This is a genomic window from Pseudomonas sp. MWU12-3088 (genome assembly GCF_023242405.1).
Lineage (GTDB): Bacteria > Pseudomonadota > Gammaproteobacteria > Pseudomonadales > Pseudomonadaceae > Aquipseudomonas > Aquipseudomonas kribbensis.
The window spans coordinates 200,168-220,380 of record NZ_JALJEA010000005.1 but is presented as its reverse complement, the minus strand read 5'-3'; the positions used below and the strand labels follow the sequence as shown (position 1 = coordinate 220,380).

Annotated in this window: 14 protein-coding genes; 11 read left to right on the top strand and 3 right to left on the bottom strand. The window is 58.8% G+C overall.

Annotated elements, in window-relative coordinates:
- Nucleotides 1-32: 32 nt before the first annotated feature.
- Complete coding sequence (locus M5B98_RS14780) at nt 33-1,571, bottom strand: HDOD domain-containing protein (protein ID WP_248743085.1); 1,539 nt, start codon at nt 1,569-1,571, stop codon at nt 33-35.
- A gap of 166 nt (nt 1,572-1,737) precedes the next feature.
- Here M5B98_RS14780 and motA point away from each other — a divergent pair, with 166 nt between their 5' ends.
- Both motA and motB read left to right on the top strand, forming a co-directional pair.
- The gene (gene motA / locus M5B98_RS14775) at nt 1,738-2,589 is read left to right on the top strand and encodes a flagellar motor stator protein MotA (protein WP_114881205.1); all 852 of its coding nucleotides are present in this window, start codon (nt 1,738-1,740) and stop codon (nt 2,587-2,589) included.
- A gap of 3 nt (nt 2,590-2,592) precedes the next feature.
- The gene (gene motB / locus M5B98_RS14770; RefSeq protein WP_134825284.1) at nt 2,593-3,669 is read left to right on the top strand and encodes a flagellar motor protein MotB; all 1,077 of its coding nucleotides are present in this window, start codon (nt 2,593-2,595) and stop codon (nt 3,667-3,669) included.
- A 48-nt stretch (nt 3,670-3,717) separates the two neighbouring features.
- Here motB and rsgA read toward each other — a convergent pair whose 3' ends face one another.
- A complete protein-coding gene (gene rsgA, locus M5B98_RS14765) occupies nt 3,718-4,749 on the bottom strand; it encodes a small ribosomal subunit biogenesis GTPase RsgA (protein ID WP_248743084.1) in 1,032 nt (343 codons plus the stop codon).
- A gap of 107 nt (nt 4,750-4,856) precedes the next feature.
- On the opposite strand from rsgA, the gene orn reads away from it, so the two are divergent.
- The 7 genes from orn to M5B98_RS14730 all read left to right on the top strand — a co-directional run bounded on the left by orn (nt 4,857) and on the right by M5B98_RS14730 (nt 17,060).
- Nucleotides 4,857-5,399 carry an oligoribonuclease gene (gene orn / locus M5B98_RS14760; protein ID WP_085608493.1) on the top strand — a complete coding sequence of 181 codons (543 nt, stop codon included), beginning with the start codon at nt 4,857-4,859 and terminating at the stop codon, nt 5,397-5,399.
- Nucleotides 5,400-5,544: 145 nt separating this feature from the next.
- Nucleotides 5,545-6,156 (top strand): trimeric intracellular cation channel family protein, encoded by a 612-nt coding sequence (locus M5B98_RS14755; RefSeq protein ID WP_064379088.1) that lies wholly within the window; start codon nt 5,545-5,547, stop codon nt 6,154-6,156.
- A gap of 124 nt (nt 6,157-6,280) precedes the next feature.
- Complete coding sequence (locus M5B98_RS14750) at nt 6,281-7,312, top strand: hypothetical protein (RefSeq protein WP_248743083.1); 1,032 nt, start codon at nt 6,281-6,283, stop codon at nt 7,310-7,312.
- A gap of 363 nt (nt 7,313-7,675) precedes the next feature.
- Nucleotides 7,676-9,046, top strand: coding sequence for a leucine-rich repeat domain-containing protein (locus M5B98_RS14745; protein ID WP_248743082.1), 1,371 nt, complete (start codon nt 7,676-7,678; stop codon nt 9,044-9,046).
- A gap of 291 nt (nt 9,047-9,337) precedes the next feature.
- Complete coding sequence (locus M5B98_RS14740) at nt 9,338-10,285, top strand: hypothetical protein (protein WP_248743081.1); 948 nt, start codon at nt 9,338-9,340, stop codon at nt 10,283-10,285.
- 118 nt (nt 10,286-10,403) lie between these two features.
- Nucleotides 10,404-15,182 carry an RHS repeat-associated core domain-containing protein gene (locus tag M5B98_RS14735; RefSeq protein ID WP_248743080.1) on the top strand — a complete coding sequence of 1,593 codons (4,779 nt, stop codon included), beginning with the start codon at nt 10,404-10,406 and terminating at the stop codon, nt 15,180-15,182.
- A 387-nt stretch (nt 15,183-15,569) separates the two neighbouring features.
- Nucleotides 15,570-17,060, top strand: coding sequence for a leucine-rich repeat domain-containing protein (locus M5B98_RS14730; protein WP_248743079.1), 1,491 nt, complete (start codon nt 15,570-15,572; stop codon nt 17,058-17,060).
- A 10-nt stretch (nt 17,061-17,070) separates the two neighbouring features.
- Here the strand turns inward: M5B98_RS14730 and queG are convergent, their stop codons facing one another.
- Nucleotides 17,071-18,141 (bottom strand): tRNA epoxyqueuosine(34) reductase QueG, encoded by a 1,071-nt coding sequence (gene queG / locus M5B98_RS14725; protein WP_248743078.1) that lies wholly within the window; start codon nt 18,139-18,141, stop codon nt 17,071-17,073.
- A gap of 63 nt (nt 18,142-18,204) precedes the next feature.
- Between queG and M5B98_RS14720 the strand changes: the two genes are divergently transcribed.
- Both M5B98_RS14720 and tsaE read left to right on the top strand, forming a co-directional pair.
- Nucleotides 18,205-19,704, top strand: a complete 1,500-nt coding sequence (locus tag M5B98_RS14720; RefSeq protein ID WP_248743077.1) for an NAD(P)H-hydrate dehydratase — start codon at nt 18,205-18,207, stop codon at nt 19,702-19,704.
- Nucleotides 19,692-20,162 carry a tRNA (adenosine(37)-N6)-threonylcarbamoyltransferase complex ATPase subunit type 1 TsaE gene (tsaE, locus tag M5B98_RS14715; protein ID WP_065258770.1) on the top strand — a complete coding sequence of 157 codons (471 nt, stop codon included), beginning with the start codon at nt 19,692-19,694 and terminating at the stop codon, nt 20,160-20,162. Before M5B98_RS14720 ends, tsaE begins: the two co-directional genes overlap by 13 nt.
- Nucleotides 20,163-20,213: the final 51 nt, after the last annotated feature.

The following is a 20,213-nucleotide window of genomic DNA, read 5'->3' as shown; positions in this document are numbered from 1 at the left end:
CTCCAGAGCACAAAGGGGAAGGATTGTAGCTGTCATTGGCCGCGCTGGCTAAAGCTGTGCAGGGCTTTCTCGATGCACTGCGCGGTTTTGCCGAAGGCTTGCACGGTGATGTCGGCGAACGGTCCGCCACCCTGGTCGGCGACCACAATCATGATCACCCGGCCGTTATGGACCAGCGAGCGCAGAAACAGATGTTCGCCACGAAACAGCGTACGCAGGGACGGTGGCAGCAGGGCGGAAAACTGGGCGTTGTTCTCCGGAGTGATCCGCACCTGTGCCTGTTGCGCGAGCAAGCGTTGCAGCACCGTGCTTTGGCTGACGACGAAATTGAGCGCAGCGGCTTCCTTCGGCAAGCCGGAAATCTGATGCACACGCAGACTGGACTGGGTGCGGTCGGCCATCAGGATCATCACCCGGCGCATGCCGCTGGCCACCAGCGCGTCGCGGGCGGCAATGGTCAGGTGCATGGCGTTGGTGAAACGGCTCGGTTCGGCCAGCAGTTCGGCGCATTGCCGGCGCCATTTGGCCAGGTCTTCGGTACTCGGCGCGGCGGCGGGCAACATGCCGGCAGGCAAACGGCGGTTGTCCCATGGCCACAGCAGCGAAACCGCCGGGTGCCACAGATCCGGCATTGAATGCCGGCGCGCACTGTTGGCGGCCTGCTGGTGCAGCTGTTGCTGCACTTCGTCCATCGGGATTTGCAGATAGAGGCTGGTCAGGTACTGCCAGCGCTCGCTGTGCGGACTGTCCCAGGCCTGTTGCGCCGACAGCGCCAGACCATTGGCCAGCAGCACGGTATTGGCTGGCTGATTGAGCCAGTTGCGCAAGGTCGGATCGTCATCGAGACGGTTCTGTTGGCGCAACGGATGATCGACGTCGCGTGCGATGCGCAGGACCTTGACCAGTTCGCGTTGCTCGGTGAGCAGCAATCGATACCCCTGCTGCACCCAGATCGGCAGGCGCCAGGCTTCGACCAGTGCCGCACCGATCTTCAGCAGGCGCACGCCGAACATTTGTTTTTCCACGTCGCGGGCCGATTCGCCCTTGTGGATGACTCGTACTTCCCACTCTTCGAGCAGTTTGGGAAAGGTCAGCGCCAACGGCCACAGCGGCGAAAGAAACAGCAGGCTGCCCCAATGAATGTCCTGCCACAGCCGCGCCAGGCGACTGGCAAAAAAACCGTTGGCCTGTTGCGTGGCGTGCTGGCTGATCATCTGAATCTGGCGCAGGGCCTGGGGAATTTGCGCCTGAGGTTCGGCGGGCAGGCGTGCCAGCAGTTCTTCGGTGCGGGCGAGGCCAAGACGATTGATCGCCACCTCAAGGTTTTCCGCCGGCTCCGTCAGGCTGCCCTGGGTATGGCGGTTGGCTTCGCGGATGATGCTCAGGGCCAGCGCCGGGCTGTCCTGCATCAGGTCGGCAATGTCGCGCAACGAGCTGCGATTGTCGCGGATCGCCCGGCAGACCTTGTCGTGGGCCTCTTGCGGCACCGGCAGGCGCACGCCGTCGAGCAGCTTCACCCAGCCATCGAGTGTGGTCGGTCTTGCGTGTGGGACGTTCGTTTCATTAGCCATGTCTGGACGGGATCTTGATCTGCTGTAGACGCGCCCGGCACGGGCTAAATTGGCTTTTCGCCTGAACTGGCTATAGTCTGGCGCAGTTTTGCCGATAAGTAGAAGAAGAGATTTTTTAACTTCCGAATATGACCTTGAACCCGACTTAAGTAAGTACTTTCTACCTATGGCTAAAATTATCGGCATCATCGTCGTATTCGCGAGCGTGCTCGGCGGATACGTGCTCTCCCACGGCAAGATTGCCGCCCTGATCCAGCCCTTCGAGGTGATGATCATCGGCGGTGCGGCACTCGGAGCATTCCTCCAGGCCAACCCCGGCTACATGACCATGCACGTGCTCAAGAAATCCCTGGGCATGTTCAGCTCGCGTTTCAGCCACACGTTCTATCTGGAAGTGCTCGGCCTGATCTACGAAATCCTCAACAAGAGCCGCCGTGAAGGCATGATGGCCATCGAAGGCGACATCGAAGATGCCGCTGCGAGCCCGATCTTCGCCAAGTACCCGGCGGTGCTGAAAGACGAACGCATGACCGCGTTCATCTGCGATTACCTGCGCATCATGTCGTCCGGCAACATGGCGCCGCACGAACTCGAAGGCCTGTTCGACATGGAGTTGTACAGCCTCAAGGAAGAACTGGAACACCCTTCCCACGCGGTCAACGGCATTGCCGACGGTATGCCCGGTTTCGGTATCGTCGCGGCGGTACTGGGTATCGTGGTGACCATGGCGTCCCTGGGCGAGGGCGATCAGAAGTCCATCGGTCTGCACGTGGGTGCGGCACTGGTCGGTACCTTCTTCGGTATTTTGGCGGCCTACGGCTTCTTCGGCCCGCTGGCGCACTCCCTGGCCCACGATGCCAAGGAAGAGCTCAACGTCTATGAAGCCATCAAGGCTTCGCTGGTGGCTTCGGCTTCCGGCATGCCGCCGTCGCTGGCCGTGGAATTCGGGCGCAAGGTTCTGTACCCGGCTCACCGTCCTAGCTTCGCCGAGCTGGAACAAGCGGTTCGCGGTCGCTAAGTCATGGAAAATAACCAGCCGATAATCATCAAGCGCGTCAAGCGCTACGGTGGCGGGCATCACGGCGGGGCGTGGAAGATCGCCTTCGCCGACTTCGCGACGGCGATGATGGCGTTCTTCCTGGTGTTGTGGCTGCTGTCCACCGCAACGCCGGAACAGAAGATCGCCATTGCCGGCTACTTCAAGGACCCGGTCGGCTTCTCCGAGAGCGGCACGCCTTACATCATCGACCTGGGCGGTACGCCGACCCTGGCGCCGGAAAACACCCTCAACCCTGAAGTGAAGTCTCAGCCGCAACCGGACAAGGTCACGGTCGACACCGATCAGGTTGAAGGCATGGCCGAGCAGGTCGAGAAAGAACGTCTGGAACTGTTGCTGCAGGAACTGCAGAACAAGGTCGACGAGAATCCGCAACTGCAGAAGTTCAAGGACCAGATCCTGTTCGAGATCACGCCGAACGGCTTGCGCATCCAGATCATGGACGCCGAGAACCGGCCGATGTTCGACTCAGGTTCCGCACGCCTGAAACCGTACTTCGAAGACATCCTGCTGGCCATGGCCGACACCATCAAAGCGGTGCCGAACAAGATCAGCATCAGCGGTCACACCGATGCCAAGCCGTACACCGGCACCGGCGACTTCGGTAACTGGGAGCTTTCGGCCAACCGTGCCAACGCCGCCCGGCGTGCGCTGGTGGCGGGCAGCTATCCGGACGGCCAAGTGGCTCGTGTGGTGGGTTACGCCTCGTCGGCACTGTTCGACAAGGAGAACCCGTTCAACCCGGTCAACCGCCGTATCGACATCGTGGTGCTGACCAAGAAGGCCCAGGCCGCCATCGAAGGTTCGCAAGGCGCTGAGCCGGCAAAACCGGCCGAAGGGCAGAACGGCGCCGATCCGGCCAAACCGGTCGACCCGAACGCCTTGCCGGCGGATCAGCAGCCAGTGCCGGCCCACGAGTTGCGCGAACGGCTGAACCTGTTCGACGACCCGCTGCCGAAACCGGCCGAGCCGGGTAGCGCAGCGCCAGCCCCGGCGCCTGCTGCACCGGCCCCTGCACCGGCTCCCGCGCCGAAGCAGTGACCCACAAAAAAGCCGCGAGATGATCGCGGCTTTTTTGTGTCTGGCTATTTAGTAGCCGTTTTCGGGAAGGCTGGCGATGATCGAGCGGTAGCTGTTCATCCGCTGTTGCTGGATGCGTCCGTCTTCAAGGGCCTTGAGCAAGGCGCATCCCGGTTCGCGATCGTGCTTGCAGTCGCGGAAGCGGCAGGTGCCGAGCAGGTCGTCGAACTCGATGAAACCGGCTTCGACATCGGCACGGCTGACGTGGCCCAGGCCGAATTCGCGGATGCCCGGGGAGTCGATCAGTTCACCGCCACCGGGGAAGTGGAACAGTCGCGCAGTGGTCGTGGTGTGAGTGCCCTGGCCGGACCATTCGGACAGCGGGCCGACACGGGTTTCGACGTCCGGCAGCAGGCTGTTGACCAGCGACGACTTGCCGACACCGGACTGACCGACGAACACGCTGATGCGTCCGTCGAGCAGCGTTTGCAATTGCTCCATGCCGTTGCCGTGGTGCGCCGATACTTCCAGCACTGGATAACCCAGGGTGCGATACACCGCTAGAAGTGCGTTCAGCGCCGGGGCGTTCTGTTCGTCGATCAGGTCGTATTTGTTCAGCAGCAGCAAGGGGCGGATGCCGGCGTGCTCGGCTGCGACCAGATAGCGGTCGATCAGGTTCGCATGGGGCTCGGGCAGCGGGGCGAAGACGATGACGATCATGTCGACGTTGGCGGCCACCGGTTTGAGCTGGCCTCGGCTGTCCGGGCGGCACAGCTCGGTGGTGCGCGGCAGTTGCGCGACGATCACACCGATACCCTGGTTGCCGGCGCGCCAGACCACCCGGTCACCGGTCACCAGAGCAGGCAGGTTGGCCCGCAAGTGGCAACGGAAGACCTGGCCGGCCAGTTCGCCGTCAACGGCCTCGACCTCGACCTGCACACCGAAGTGGGCGATCACCAGGCCGTGCTGTTCAGGGCCCAGGTCGCCGCCTTCGAGCGCCTCGACAGCCGAGGACTCGCGTTTGGCGGCGCGGGCGGCGCGCTCGCCCTGAATCTTTTCGATGCGCCAGTTTTGACGACGATTGAGTTGGCGTTTGGCCATGGGTGTTCCGTCTGAAGAATGCAGCGATTAGGTAAAACGGCCGCGAGTTTAGCACGCCCGGGCATCGCCCTAGGCTAAACTGCGCAGCATTGCCTAGGAGCCGAAATATGCAAAACCCGCAGAACCTGATCTGGATCGACCTGGAAATGACCGGTCTGGATCCGGAAAACGACGTCATCATCGAAATGGCCACCATCGTCACCGACAGTGACCTGAACACCCTGGCCGAAGGCCCGGTGATCGCCATCCATCACAGCGACGAAGTCCTCGCCCGCATGGACGAGTGGAACACTCGCACCCACGGCAACTCCGGGCTGACCCAGCGTGTTCGCGAAAGCCGCGTGAGCATGGCCGAAGCTGAAGCCGAAACCATCGCTTTCCTCGAGCAGTGGGTGCCGAAGGGCAAGTCGCCGATCTGTGGCAACAGCATCTGCCAGGATCGCCGCTTCCTTTATACCCACATGAAGTCGCTGGAAAGCTATTTCCACTACCGCAACCTCGACGTTTCCACCCTCAAGGAGCTGGCCGCGCGCTGGGCGCCGGACGTGCGCGACAGCTTCAAGAAGGGCAGCACTCACCTGGCGCTGGATGACATCCGCGAGTCCATCGCCGAGCTGCAGCACTACCGCAAGCATTTCATCAAGTTCTGAGATCGGCGACCTTTGTGGCGAGGGAGCTTGCTCCCGCCTGTCTGCGCAGCAGCCTGATCCCCTCGTCACAGACGTTCAGCAAAACGCACTTCTGGTGCCGCCCTGAAATGGCTAGACTGCGCGCCTTCCTGCCAGGATCGCCACCATGTTGCTGATGCTCTACCTCGTCGCCATTACTGCCGAAGCCATGACCGGCGCCCTGTCTGCGGGCCGTCGCGGCATGGACTGGTTCGGCGTGGTGCTGATTGCCTGCGTCACGGCATTGGGCGGCGGTTCGGTGCGCGACGTGCTGCTCGGGCACTATCCGCTGACCTGGGTCAAACACCCGGAATACCTGGTGCTGACCACGGTCGCAGCGATGATCACTGTGTTCACCGCCCGCTGGATGCGCCATCTGCGCTCGCTGTTTCTGGTGCTCGATGCGGTCGGTCTGGTGGCGTTCACCCTGATCGGCTGCATGACCGCGCTGGAAATGGGCCACGGCATGCTGGTGGCGTCGGTCAGCGGCGTGATCACCGGGGTGTTCGGCGGCATCCTGCGCGACATCTTCTGCAACGACATCCCGCTGATCTTCCGCCGTGAGTTGTACGCCAGCGTCTCGTTCGCTGCGGCGTGGTGTTACATGCTTTGTCTGTATCTGAATGTGCCGAGTGAACAGGCCATTCTGATCACCCTGTTCGGTGGCTTTCTGCTGCGGTTGTTGGCGATTCGCTTTCATTGGGAAATGCCGAAGTTCGTTTATAACGACGAGCATTGAGAACTGGCTACAGCTTCTTACACTTGATTTCAAGTTCACTTTTGAATGACGTGATATTGATATCCGGCTCCGCCCAATAAAGTGCGGGTGCATCGGAACTGATATCAGTCACAGGAGTGAAAGAATGAGTGAGTTTAATGAACTATCTGCAGAGCGCTCGATCAATTCGGCTTCTCTGGATAGTATTGAATTGAAGGTGAAGTTCGATTCAGGTGGGGCAACGCGAAGCAAGGTGTTGTTTGGCAACGGGCGTGTGCAAGTTAAAGTGCAGGTGCTGGTCTCCGGTTTCGATGAGAACGGTCAACCTGTTTCTATACCGGCTGACGTACTGAATACAGTAGAACTTATTCATTACAATACCGGGCGGACATTGCGGGACGGCTGGAAAGCCAGTGCCGAACAGGGACGGTATACGCAGGAGGCTCCTGTCTCTGCAGATTTGATGGACGCATCGGGCGATGAGTCGCAATACCATGCCCATCGTCATGTGCGCACCTTCTGGGTTTCTTCGGCGGGAGTCGGTTCCACACAGATCGCAGCGCGTGTTTTACTCAACGGAAACGTTATTCAAAGCAACGGTACTGGTCTGCTCGCTCGTCAGGACAGCAGTATCACGCTGGATGCGCTATTGCCGGTCAGCTACTCGCTTGATCAGTTTCACTTGAAAAGCGTACGGCGCGGGAATGAAGCGCCAGGTAACCGGATCTCCAATTACTACCTCGGACTCAATCATCAGGGGCAGCAAATAAAACTGGTGGACTGGGTGGCGTCGCGAGGTACAGGTAACTTGGTTTTTGCTCACGGTAACTGGCTGGGAGCACCTGCGACCAATTATCTGCAAGGTATTCTGGCAAGCCCTGATCAGGATGATGTCACGGTAAAGTTGCCTGTCAATGACAACACTTTTTTAGACGTCATATTTTCAGGGCCTGCCAGTGTCTCTTCAGAGGTGAGTCAGGAGTATCTTGTACGGGTCAACGATCGTCACGGTGAGTTGACTATTGTGCAGGCCATTTCCGAGTATGCGTACAACTACGCCAAGTATACGGTGGATGAGGCGTTTCATTTTTCCGCAATTGATCAATACGGGTCTGAACACAAACTGGCCATTCGAACCGATGCCGCGGAAGGTTTGTTCATTCTTGAGCGGGGGTAAAACTGCATCAGGGCAGTAGATATATAAGCTCACTGTAAAAGAGTAAGTCAGTAAGCTGCGATATCGATGATCCCTGCCGGCATTTCGGCAGGGACACTATTGTCCGTCAGTTCCTTACCGTAAAGGGGCTGACTCAATTTCGCTCAAGGATGAGAGTTGATGCTAAAAAAGCCGCCAAAGGGTTTTGGTCCTGCACCCACCCCGAAACCACCGACTCCCCGTACTCCAGGTCATGAAACACCGCCGCGAGCGGGTGTCGACGTGCCAGGTGTGTCACGTCGCGCTGCATTGCCACCTGTGACAACGGACCCTGGCCATTCAGGCAGGCAGGATGGGCCCCCGTCGTCTGTTGTCGAGCACAGCATGATTGTTTCCGAATCTGTATCCCGGGTATCTGCAACCGCACCGATGCCTCTGGCGTTGGCCGATTTCTGGATCAGCGCTGCAGCAGCACTGCCCGCAGCCGATGCTCAGGGATTCAGAATCATCAAGCAGCGCCGGTACATCGAATTGACCGACGGGCATTTTGTCCAGGTTGCCAGGGATCCCGTTACAGGAGACTGGCGAGCAATGCTGGCAAGTGAGCTTGTTCCTTCCGGGCCGTTACTGTTGCCTGATCAGCACCGCCGTTACTGGCACCCGAAAGACAGCAACGGGGCGCATAAGATTACGAGTGTGGACGAAGCCGATGTTGAAACCTTCGCGTCGGGACCGTCCTCGGCACTCTCAGGCCGCCTGATTTCGCTAGCATCTGTCGAGCGCCGAGTGCGAGCGCTTTATCCCGGGCTTGTGGACGACGAAGTGAGTGCTTTCATCGGAGATCGTTTACACAGTGATCCGCACTCCGTTCTTGTACGACTGGAAAAAGAGTCTGTAGCGTTGCGTGAAGAACTGAAGGACTGGCTAGGGAGTGCGCGCTCAACTCATCCCGGCACTGAGTCCGGATTGAGTGCTGAAGCCCTCGCCAGCCAACGACAGAAGCGTGAAAAATTCAGTCAGGAGCTTCTATCGATCTGGCGGCGCGAGTCGGTGTCGGGCCAGGGTTCTGCCGATCACAGCTTTTCGACGTTCATCGATTTCTCCGGGGAATTGCCACACTTGTCCGCCCGGTTTGAATGGGTGACAGAGCTGGTGCTGACCGCGCGCAATATCGATGTATCGTTGGGTCGGTTTTTAGACAGTTTTCCCAACGTTCGCTACCTGATTCTGGAGTCTGTGCGAATGGAGGAATTTTCTCCGGCGATCTTCCGGATGCGGGATTTGCAGCACCTGATATTGAACGGAAATTCACTTCGACTTTCCGAGAGCAGTACCGAGGGCCTGTCCCGGATCGAAACCCTCACGTTGCTGGATTTGAGGGAAAACCCTTTGGGCATTGCCCCGCCTGTGGGGTTCATGCAGGGGTTGCGAGAGTTGTTTCTGCGCGATTGTGCGATCGACGAGCTTCCGTCCGGGATGGAGCGGTTGCCAGCACTGACTCGCGTGGATTTGCGAGAGAACGATATTTCCATCATCGGCGAAGAGTTGTTCGACATTCCGGATACGCAGAATCTTTACCTGGATTTGAGGGACAACCCGCTCGGCGTGGTGGCGAGGGAGCGAATCACCCACTATCTGGAAAATGCCAGTCTTGATCGTAAAGTGCAGATTCGCTCGGATGAGGACGGTCTTGATGTCGCTGATTCTTCCGAATCAAGCGACAGTTCTGATAGCGGGGTCGAGTCCGACACCTGATAAATACTGAGCAGCCGTTGTCTTGCAATGAGTCTGGTTGTAAAAAATAGATGGCCCACTTTTTTCTTTGTCTTTTTGGCTTTGAAGGGAGTGGGATTTTTTTTGTTGTGATTTTTATATTTCAGAGGGCAGGTTTTATAGTTTGTGTTTCAGGTTGGTGCCTTCGGGTGCTCTGCTTACATGTTGTCAGCTATTGCTGCTGTTGTAGACTTTTGTGATGTGTTTAATATTTGATCGTGCCCTGAATTGTCTGAAAAGGGGTCAATTGAATATTTATACAGGAAGTTATTGATGTTTGAAGAAGTCGTCAGTATTCAGAGGCTCGAAGTCAAATTTGATTCGGCACCCACACTTCGTCATAAGCAACTCTACGCCAACGGTCGGATGCAAGTACGGCTACTGGTCTTGATTTCGGGTGGCGATGCCCAGGCCAACGAAGTGTCTCTGCACGGGCATCCGGCCATGCAGACCCTTCGCCTGATCTCCTACAACGGCGCGCGGCCGCTCTCGGGGGACTGGAACGTCGAGACCCGGGAAAATCGCTACGCCCATGACATGGCAGGCGGCATCGCCCGGGCCACTCCACTGGTACCGGCTGCGCATAACTGCATTACCGACCCTGCCGAACCCGTTCAGGTCTATGAGTTCTGGGTCACCAGCACCAAGCCGGGCTCACTGCAAATCGCCGCCGAAATCACCTTGGGCGATGAAGTGATTCGAAGCAACGGGCAACTGGTGGGCGATAGCAGCGTGACGCTGGAGGCGATATCGCCAGTCAAGTATCCAGTGAGCCACTTTTCCCTGGAAAAGGTCAGTGAAAGCGTCATTGATCGTTTCGACGCGGTTCATCGATACTGCCTGGGTCTTTATGCTGACCGTCGTTCCATTCATCTTCTGGACTGGACCAGCACGCAAGTACAAAAGGATGACGAATACGCGACGTTGTTCTTTGCTTCCAGAAACATTGATGATTCCCACCCGGGGGGAAGAACTTATTGCGGCTACATGGCGCCGGTCTATGGTGCCAGTGCGACCATTCGCGGCCCGAAAGGGTATGTCGGGACGCCAGTCAATCAGCAGCCGGGTAATCTGACGGTATTGAGCTATCTCTCTCCCGACTATCAGAGTCAGCCGGTTCGGGATCAGGTTTTTGAACTGACAGTATTCGATGAGTTCGGTACGGCGCACTGGATTCGTATAAAGCCGGATTTTTCCGCACGTGCATTCAAGTTGGTTTGAGCGGCGATTTTTTAGCAGATTGTTGCGAGCTTATTTTGTTCGGTTTCAACGCGGTCGGTTTGAACTTCGAAGTTCATCGAGTGGGTTGGTTCTTGTGTGGTGAATAAGGAATTTATATATGGAGAACAAATCTCCGGGCTCAGTGCATTCCAATGCATTCAATTTTGGTGAGTTTGTAACGGGCGGTGTTGATCCTCGGACAGGCTTGTATACCTGTTCCTTGTCTTTGGGGGCTGTTCGATCTGCGGATCTCAACGGCCCTTCGTTCGGGCTCGCCCTGGGGTTCAACCCGCTCGATACCCGAAACACCGGATTCGGGCTGGGCTGGTCGCTGGCTACCACCCGTTACGACACGCGCAGCAAGATGATGACCCTGTTCAGCGGTGAGCGTTACAAGGCCGTCGAAACGGTCGCGGGTCTCCGGTTCAGGGAAATGAAGCTGGAAAGCGTCAGGGTCGTGAAAACCGGTGCCGGACGTTTTGATGTTCGTTACAAGGACGGACACCGGGAGGAGTTGACGGTGCAGGGGGGCAGTCTGGTCGCGGTCCCGACGCGGATCATCGCGGCCAACGGCGCAGGCATCACACTGCTGTACAAAGTAGTCAATCAATACCCGGAGCTGATCGAAGTCAGGGATGACCAGCGGACGCTGCTGAAAATCTCCCGCAAGGGCACCCTGGTTACGTTGAGCCAGAACCCGGATACGGCATCCACGGCTGACTTCACAATGAAGCTCGATAGCAACGACCGGGTCGTGGAGATCGGTTTGCCAGAGGGCCGGGGCTGGGATCTCGAATATTCGCTCATCGATGAAGTCGGTTACCTGAAACGGGTCGTGACACCGCTGGGGGCCGTCGAAATCATTCGCTACAAGGAGCAGGGGCATCTGCTGCCCGCCAGCGACGTCGGTGCGACGGCGACGCTGCCTCATGTCATGGCCCATGATATTTATCCGGGTCACGGCCAGCCGAAAACGAGCAGAACCTTCACGTTTTCGGACCGTAATTTCCTTGGGCATGGTCTGTCGGTGGAGCCATCCGACGACGGTGACCCGCTTTACTCGGCACCCTGGAGTTACCAGTATGCGTCCGAGGAGCGCCTGGTGGTTGATGGCAAGGTGCACAGTCACATCAAACGGACGTACAACAAATTCCATTTGCTGGTTGCGCAGGTGACGACGTGCGGGGAGGCGGTCACTTCGCAGTTCACCGAGTATCACCTCGCAACAGGAAAGTCTTTCAACGAACAACCGGCACATTTTCGTCTGCCCCGGGTCCAGAGACTGAAGTTCGAAAACCGTCTCGGCAAAAAGCAACGCGAGGAGACGACGATCACCGAGTTCGATGCGGTGGGCAACCTGCTCAGACATGTGGGGCCCGACGGTGTCACCACGCAGTCCGAGTTCTATCCGGCGGTCGAGTCGCCGGACTGCCCGGTGGATCCGCTCGGCTTTGTCCGTTTCGAGAAGCAAAGGACGGTCACCGCCGCACCCGGCGGCGGGGCCTCGACCTGCACCCGTTTTCGCCATGCCTTGCACCCGACATTGCAAGGCTCGACGCTGGCCAGCGTCGTGCTCATCGAAGAGCAGTTTTTCGAAAAGGTGAAAGACACGGAGGTTCTTCGTTCAAAAGTCGAGCACAGCTATTTCGATACACCGGCGGACCGGCTCCGACATGGTGCATTGCAAGAGCAGCGCAGTACCCGGAACGGTCGCACCACCCGAACGGCGTTTTCCTCTCGGCTGGAAGGTGCTCGCCTTCATCTGACCCACACTGTTCACGGTTTCGATGGTACTTCGCAAAGCACGACGCAAGTCCTGTCGTCATACAGCGGATTGACCTTGTCGGAGACCGACAAGGACGGTGGCCGGATCGACTATGAGTACGACGCCATTGGTCGATGCGTGCGCAAAACGCTCTCCCCGGGCGCTGCCCATGCTGCTTCGACGACCTGGGTTTATCAGGAGGCAAACAGCACTTCGCCCGCGACAGTGACCGTCACGGATCCGGCGGGAGGTGTGCAAACGGTCACTCATGACGGTTTGGGGCGCGTGATCGGCATCAAGGAGCTTGATTGCGACAACCCCGATGAGGGAGCGTCGCAAGAAAACCTTATGCGCACGGTGTACTCCGCACTTCACGACAAGGCGGGGCATCTGGTGGAACAGACCCGCACAGACTGGTGGGATGGCATTGCCCGCCCGGCCATTACTCGACTGGTCTATGACAGTTGGGGGCAAGTGAAACAGACGCGTCATGCTGACGGGCGCGTAGAGCATCGCGAATTCGATCCGGTCGCTCTCCGGGAAACCCTCTGGCAGGAGGGAATGGGCAAGACGGTCTCGGTCTTCAACGCTTTCGGCAAGCCGAAAAGTATCGAGATGCTCGATCGGAAAGGGGAGAGTCTGGGCAAGTCGGTCCTTGAGTATGACGGTTACGGCAGAACCCGCAGCCAGACCGATCAGGAAGGCAACAAGACGCTCTACCACTACGACGTCTTTGATCGATTGGTTCGCAGCGAATTGCCGGACGGGCATGCGGTCGAGACTGAATATGCCGATCACAGCGCCGAAATATTGCCGGTAAGGATCAAGGTCGACACTCTGGAGTTGGGCCGACAGGTATTCGACGGGCTGAATCGCCTGACTGAAAGTACGGTAGGCGGGCGCACATTCACAGCGGGGTATGTGTCGGGCTCCAGCCAGGCCGGATGGCAAATGGGGGCTGACGGTAAAAAAATCGAATTCACCTGGTCGCAGGGAGTGAACAGGCTGGCTGAGCGCAAGGCTGACGGATTGCTTGCGCGCTTCACCTACGACGCCTTGCATGGCAAGCCTGAAACCTGCATTGAGCAGGGGCGCGAGCATCGTTTCGCCTACTATCCTTCCGGGCGCTTGAAGTCCGAAACGACCGTGTACGGTGAACATCGCCAGACAACATCCCACACTTGGTCGCTGGGTGGGCGGCCGTTGACTTTCATCGATGGACTTGGCAACGAACACAAGTCTGAATATGACAGTTGGGGGCGCAAATCCGCTTTCACCCAGGGCCGCTTGCGGTTCGAATACACCTATGACACCGCGGGCTTGCTGGCGCTGATCGATGCCCGGGATACATCGACCGCCCTGCGCATGAAGACGCATCTGAGCTACGACGATATCGGGCGTGAAACGACCCGCCGGTTTGAAGTCGAGGGTCAGGCAAGTCAGACGCTGACCTCGAGTTACACCCCCTCCGGCAAGCTGGCGCAGAAAGTCTTGAAGCGCGGGACTAAAGTACTGCGCGATGAGCGCTTTACCTATGACGTGCGTGGGCGACTGAGTCATTACACCTGTGAGGGCACGCAACGGCCACGGGATCCCTACGGCAAGGAAATCGTCGAACAGACATTCACCTTCGATGCGCTGGACAACCTCCTCACGCTGCAAACCCGCTTCCCCCAGGGCGTCAATCTGACGACTTTCAGCTATAGCAAGATCGATTTCACCCAGCTCACGGATATCAGTCATTCCCACGCTGATTACCCGCAACCGATCACTCTGCAATACGACGCCAATGGCCGGATGATCAAGGATGACCAGGGCCGTACATTGACCTACGACACGCTTGGGCGTCTGACCGGTGTCAGTAATGCTCAGGGGCAGAGCGTGCGGGGCTATCAGTACGACGGTTTCGACCGGCTGATGGCGCTGTCGCAGCCGGGTAGCGCGGACACTCAGCGTTACTATCGCGGTGGACACGTCATTAACGATGTGCGTGGCGGCGATTCGTGCAGTGTCGTGCGCCACGAAGGTCTGTTGCTGGGACAGCACCAGGTCGGAGTGGATGCGGGTGTGAGGATGTTCGGCACGGATCAGCAACAAAGCGTGCTGACACAACTGCAGAATGGCCGGCTTGCCGATATCGCCTACAGCCCGTTTGGGCATCGGGAGGCTGAAGGCGGTTTTTTCAGTCTGCCAGGTTTCAATGGCGAGCAGTTCGATCCCGTCACCGGTCTGTATCTGCTGGGCAATGGCTATCGGGCCTACAGCCCGACCTTGATGCGCTTCATGTCACCCGACAGCATGAGTCCGTTCGGGGCAGGGGGGATGAATGCCTATGCGTATTGCCTGGGTGATCCGGTCAACCGTGTCGACCCTACGGGGCATGTTTCCTGGGAGTCGATTGCCGGGATTGCCCTGGCAGGCCTGGGGATTGCGATCAGTGTTCTGACGCTGGGGGCCGCTACGCCGCTGGGCCTTCTGGTGGCGGGGCTGGGAGTTGCCTCGGGCATTACAGCCGTCGCCAGCGAGGTGGCACATGAACTGGCCCCGGATTCTGTGGCGGGTGACATTCTCGGTTACATCGGTCTGGGGCTTGGGCTGGCATCCCTTGGCGTCGGGCTGGCCGGTGCGGCGGTCAAAGGCGCCAGCAAACTGGCGGGGGCCTTCAAGTCAGGGTTGAGTGGAGACTCTCGCGAGGCCGCCAAGGCCATGGCCAGGGGAATGGGGGGGCGAAACACTCCGGGAACGAGTGCCGGGCCAGGAACATGGACCTACAAGACCCGAGGCTTCAGAGGGAGGGTGGACGGGCAGAAAGCGGGAAGAGGCGCCATTCCTGGTTTTGAGGATCTTGATGACATTTCAAGGGATAAATTCTTCCGGTTCAAGGATGCCATCAAGGATCATGGCAGGTCGCCGAGCGAAGCCGCCAACGCGCTTGGGGGGAAGACTTATTACAATGAAATGGTGCCTTTCAAGTCTCCCAACCCTCGCCAGATCCGTGATCCGGGTTACTTCAATGACACGGGGTACACCGAAATCAGGCTTAACCAGGCCACGCGCTTGTTTTTCTTTGCGGACCACGACACCCGGACGGTGACCATGCATGCGTTCGGACACACCGTGAGAGGCGCTTGACGGGGCGCTGAGCGGGATCATTCGCAGCGAACCATGACCTGGTAAATGTTCCGCCCCGTTCACATAGCTCCTGTCTTTCTGATGGAGGATCACGTCGCGCTTTCAACGGTTCTGGCAACCGTTGAAAGCGCGATTATCCAGTCAGGCGATGCTTGAAACCCGTTCGTCACAGGTTGGCTCTCTTTTGCGCGAGACGCATCTGCTCCTGAATCCGAAATTAATGTAACGGCAGTAGACATATTTACGCCGGCGCGCTGCCGGCATTTCCGTATGCTGATTTCTTTAGCGACAAAAAAGAATCCAAGTGGGAATGACTGACCCGCATACCCGCCATTGATCGCGCAGAGTTGTGTGAACAGTGCAATTCAACCTCAAGGATGAGAGTTCATGGCTGACAAATCACCCAAGATCAAACCCGGTTCCAGCGGAAAAAATGAAACTGCCGTCGATGGTTTCCATCGTGCGCTCTCGATCGATCTTCCCCACGCCCCCTTGCCACATCGCCTGGGTCTACAGCTGCCTTCTGCCCGGCCGGACTCTGTCGCAGCGATGCAAATAGACGGCGGCGCGCCGAGCGTGATGATTTCCTCGATCGAGAACGTGGCAAGCGTTGCCTTTAGACCTTCGATCGCGGATTACTGGATACCTGCCCGGAAAGTCTTCGGCGAGGCTGATGCACAGGGCATTCGAGTGTTCAAACAACGCCAGTACGTGGCTGTTTCCAGCGAACATTTCGTTCAAGTGGTTCGGGAAGCCGGGAGCGGCCTTTTTCGCGCTACGCTCGCCAGAGAACTCAAGGCTTCCGGTCCGCAGATGGTGCCGGATGCCGAGGGCCGGTTCTGGCACCCAATAGAGTCGAGATACCTGCCGGATGGCGTCGATGCTCCTTCGGGATCGTTGCGCAGTGTGGATGAGCGTCTGGCAGCATTGTTTCCAGTCCTGTCCCTCGACGCCCGGGCAACTTTGCGGCGCGAGCGATTGAAAGGCGATCCTTTGCGGGCGGTGGCCCGGCTCGAAGCGGAATACTTCGCTTTGGTGGCGGATCTTGGGACCTGGGTCAGGCAGGTGCCGTCCCGGCATCCGGTTACGGGTCTGGCCCTGACAAGTGCCGAAATGGATGCGCAACGAGCAAGTCGAGAGCGCTTTGCGCAAGAGCTTCAGGATAACTGGTCCCGGAAGGCTACCAGCGCCAATCCGTACACCCATACGACTCTGGATTACGATCTGGATGTCCTTGGAAGCCTGCCTCGCTTATCGGCGGACTTCAGCCATGTTCGTGAGCTAAGTCTCTCCAGCACCACCCCGTTGGACGACAGCTCCTTTCTTTCGAGCTTCCCGGGTGTGCGTTATCTGACCCTGTCGGGCCTGGCGCTGAAATCGTTTCCCGTGGAGGTTTATCAAATGAGGGAACTGATGACCCTGACCCTGGACAACTGTGATATTCGGCTCTCCGAAGCAACCGTCGAAGGTCTTGCCCACATTGAAGGATTGACGTTGCTGGACTTGAGCAACAATCCGCTTGTACTGCCACCTGATATCCGGTTCATGCGGCGTCTGGACAGTCTTTATCTGTCGAATACAGGGCTGGCTGAAGTGCCGGTCGGGCTGTTTGAGAGCGAGAGCCTGGCATTTGCAGATTTGGGAAATAACGAAATTACCAGCCTTCCGGACGAGCTCTTCGAACTGCCCGATGTTCAACCCGTCAATTACAACTTTCGAAGTAATCCGCTGGATGAGGCCACTCTGCAGCGAGTCAAAAGCTATCTTGAAGGGACGGGGCTGGACAGGAAAATCCTGATTCAAGTTGACGGAGACGTTCAGGTGGCGCCGCAGGTTTTTCAGTTCGAAGGTGAGGACAGCGGTATGGAGAGCTCTTGAGACGGAGCGTTCAGTTGCTTTCCTTCGCATGCTGGCGCAGGGCCCATTCGACATGCTCTCTAACCAGCTCCGACGGATAATCCCGTCGTGCCTTCAACGCTTCCAGCACCGGAATCGTTGAAGGTGCATTTCCCAACCCGACTGCCAGATTACGCAGCCAGCGCTCGTAGCCGGCCCGGCGCAGAGGCGAGCCCTCGGTGCTGCTCAAGAACTTTTCTTCATCCCACAAAAACAGTTCGGCCAGCTCGGCGTTATCCAGATTGTGCCGGGGCTTGAAGTCGCTTTCGCCGGACGGGCGGGCGAAGCGGTTCCACGGGCAGCAGATCTGGCAGTCGTCGCAGCCGAACACGCGGTTGCCGATCAGCGGTCGCAGGTCTTCGGGGATGGCGTTCTTCAGCTCGATGGTCAGGTAGGAAATGCAGCGTCGCGCGTCCAGCACATACGGGCCGACGAAAGCGTTGGTCGGGCAGATGTCGAGGCACGCGGTGCAGCGCCCGCAATGTTCGGTGCTGTGGGGTTCATCCACCGGCAGCGGCAGGTCGACGAACAGTTCGCTGAGAAAGAAATAACTGCCGGCCTTGCGGTTCAGTACCAGGGTGTTTTTACCGATCCAGCCCAGTCCCGCCTGCTCGGCGATGGCTTTTTCCAGCACCGGGGCGCTGTCGACGAAGGCGCGGAAGCCGAACGGGCCGATTTCGGATTGAATCTTGTCCGCGAGTTGTTGCACGCGTTTACGGATCAACTTGTGATAATCGCGGCCCAAGGCATAACGCGAGATGTAGGCTTTTTCCGGTTTTCCCAGCATTTGCGCCATTTGCGTATCACCCGGCAGGTAGTCCATGCGCAGGGACACCACGCGCAAGGTGCCCGGCACCAGCTCTTCCGGGTGCGAGCGTTTGCTGCCGTGGGCGCCCATGTAATCCATTTCGCCGTGGTAGCCGGCCTCGAGCCAGCGTTGCAGGTGCTGCTCGTGCTCGGCCAGGTCCAGACCGCTGATGCCGACTTGCTGGAAGCCCAGCTCGCGGCCCCAGTCCTTGATGGATTGGGCGAGGGCGGGAAGATCTGTGGTGATGGCGGACATGAGGCGAGAGAAACCGGAGCTGAGGTGCGTATAATTCTGCCAGACATCGGAGCCCGAAGACGCATGCCGCACACTAAAGATCAATTACCCGACGCGCTGTACCGCGCCGCGCAGGTGCGGGCACTCGACGCACGGCTGATCGCCGCCGGCACGCCGGGCTTCGAATTGATGCAGCGTGCCGCCCATGCCACCTGGCGCGCATTGGTACGCCAATGGCCTTCGGCGAACGAACTGACCGTGCTGGCCGGGCACGGCAACAACGCCGGAGACGGCTATCTGGTGGCTGCGCTGGCCTGTCGTGCGGGCTGGACGGTGCAGCTGCTGGCCGTCGGCGACCCGCAGCGTTTGCAGGGCGACGCGGCCCTGGCGCATGCCGAAGCATTGGCTGAAGGTGTTGCGATTGCTGCGTGGACTGCTTCCAGTGAATTGCGCGGAGTTCTTGTCGATGCACTGCTCGGCACCGGTCTGAGTGGTGAAGTGCGCGAGCCGTACGCGTCTGCAATTTCGGCAATCAATGCCAGCGGCCTGCCGGTGGTGGCGGTCGATATCCCTTCCGGCTTATGTGCCGATACCGGCCATGTGCTGGGCAGCGCAGTACACGCCGATCTCACGGTGACCTTCATCGGTCTCAAGCTTGGCCTGTTTACCGGGGACGCGGCGGATCACGTCGGCAACCTGCTGTTCAACGATCTGCAAGCGACAGTCGAAACTTACAGTGACATTGCCGTCACCGCCCGCCGGCTCGATGCCGTTAATCTGCCGCGTCTGCCGGCCCGGGCACCGGCTGCGCACAAGGGGCGTTTCGGCCATGTCCTGCTGATCGGTGGCGATCATGGCTTTGGCGGGGCGATTCTGCTCAGTACCGAAAGCGCCTTGCGCAGCGGGGCCGGGATGGTGTCGCTGGCGACCCGTCCGGAACATGTCCCGGCGGCATTGAGCCGGGTGCCGGAAGCCATGGCGTTGGGTACTTTGTCGGCGAATCAGTTGATGGGACTGTTGGAAAAGGTGTCCGTATTGGTGGTCGGCCCCGGGCTTGGACAGGCGAGTTGGGGCAGGGCGCTGTTGTCGGCCGCCGCCAATGCGCCGCTGCCGCAGGTGTGGGATGCCGACGCATTGAATCTGCTGGCCTCCGGTTTCGTCAGTTTGCCCAAGGATTGCGTGATTACGCCGCATCCGGGGGAGGCGGCGCGACTGTTGGGGATCAGCACCGCCGAGGTGCAAGCGGATCGGCCGGCGGCGGCGCTGGCGTTGAGCAAAAAATACACAGCGGTAGTGGTGCTCAAGGGCGCCGGCAGTCTGATCGCCCATCCCGACGGGCGTCTGGCGTTGTGTCATCAGGGCCATCCGGCCATGGCCACTGCGGGCCTTGGCGATGTGCTGGCCGGTCTGGTCGGTGCGTTGCTGGCGCAGGGCATGAATGCGTTCGACGCGGCTTGCCTGGCCGTCTGGCTGCATGCCAACGCCGGGGCGCAACAAGGTAAATTCGGCCGTGGGCTGGCGGCCAGTGATCTGATTCCAGCCATTCGTCAGTTGTTGGAGGAGCATGCACCGTGTCTGAAGTAACCCTGTACCTGGCCGATGAACAGGCGATGAGCGACTTTGGCGCACGGATCGCCCGGGTGACCGGCGGCCATGGTCTGATTTTTCTCGAAGGCAACCTCGGCATGGGCAAAACCACGCTGTCGCGGGGCATCATTCGCGGGCTGGGGCATGTCGGTGCGGTAAAGAGCCCGACCTTCACGTTGGTCGAACCCTACGAGATCGGTGACATCCGCGCCTTCCACTTCGATCTGTATCGCCTGGTCGATCCGGAAGAACTGGAGTTTCTCGGCATCCGCGACTATTTCGAAGACGACGCCCTGTGCCTGATCGAGTGGCCCGATAAAGGTGCAGGCTTTTTGCCAAAGCCTGACCTGACCATTACCATTAGCCCGCAAGACAGCGGGCGTTCGCTGACTATTTTGTCCCAGGGCTCGCGTGGCGAGGCCTGGTGTGCCGCTTTGGCGTTGGAATCCAAATAAATGATGGGGTTAGGTATGCGCTTTCGCGCGTTGGTGGCTGCCGCTGGACTG

Bases quoted from the DNA above. Each gene is read 5' to 3' on its own strand.
- rsgA (WP_248743084.1), bottom strand. From the start codon at position 4,749: ATGGCCAAACGCCAACTCAATCGTCGTCAAAACTGGCGCATCGAAAAG.
- M5B98_RS14730 (WP_248743079.1), top strand. From the start codon at position 15,570: ATGGCTGACAAATCACCCAAGATCAAACCCGGTTCCAGCGGAAAAAAT.
- M5B98_RS14755 (WP_064379088.1), top strand. From the start codon at position 5,545: ATGTTGCTGATGCTCTACCTCGTCGCCATTACTGCCGAAGCCATGACC.
- M5B98_RS14740 (WP_248743081.1), top strand. From the start codon at position 9,338: ATGTTTGAAGAAGTCGTCAGTATTCAGAGGCTCGAAGTCAAATTTGAT.
- orn (WP_085608493.1), top strand. From the start codon at position 4,857: ATGCAAAACCCGCAGAACCTGATCTGGATCGACCTGGAAATGACCGGT.
- M5B98_RS14780 (WP_248743085.1), bottom strand. From the start codon at position 1,571: ATGGCTAATGAAACGAACGTCCCACACGCAAGACCGACCACACTCGAT.
- M5B98_RS14745 (WP_248743082.1), top strand. From the start codon at position 7,676: ATGATTGTTTCCGAATCTGTATCCCGGGTATCTGCAACCGCACCGATG.
- M5B98_RS14735 (WP_248743080.1), top strand. From the start codon at position 10,404: ATGGAGAACAAATCTCCGGGCTCAGTGCATTCCAATGCATTCAATTTT.
- motB (WP_134825284.1), top strand. From the start codon at position 2,593: ATGGAAAATAACCAGCCGATAATCATCAAGCGCGTCAAGCGCTACGGT.
- M5B98_RS14720 (WP_248743077.1), top strand. From the start codon at position 18,205: ATGCCGCACACTAAAGATCAATTACCCGACGCGCTGTACCGCGCCGCG.
- queG (WP_248743078.1), bottom strand. From the start codon at position 18,141: ATGTCCGCCATCACCACAGATCTTCCCGCCCTCGCCCAATCCATCAAG.
- M5B98_RS14750 (WP_248743083.1), top strand. From the start codon at position 6,281: ATGAGTGAGTTTAATGAACTATCTGCAGAGCGCTCGATCAATTCGGCT.
- motA (WP_114881205.1), top strand. From the start codon at position 1,738: ATGGCTAAAATTATCGGCATCATCGTCGTATTCGCGAGCGTGCTCGGC.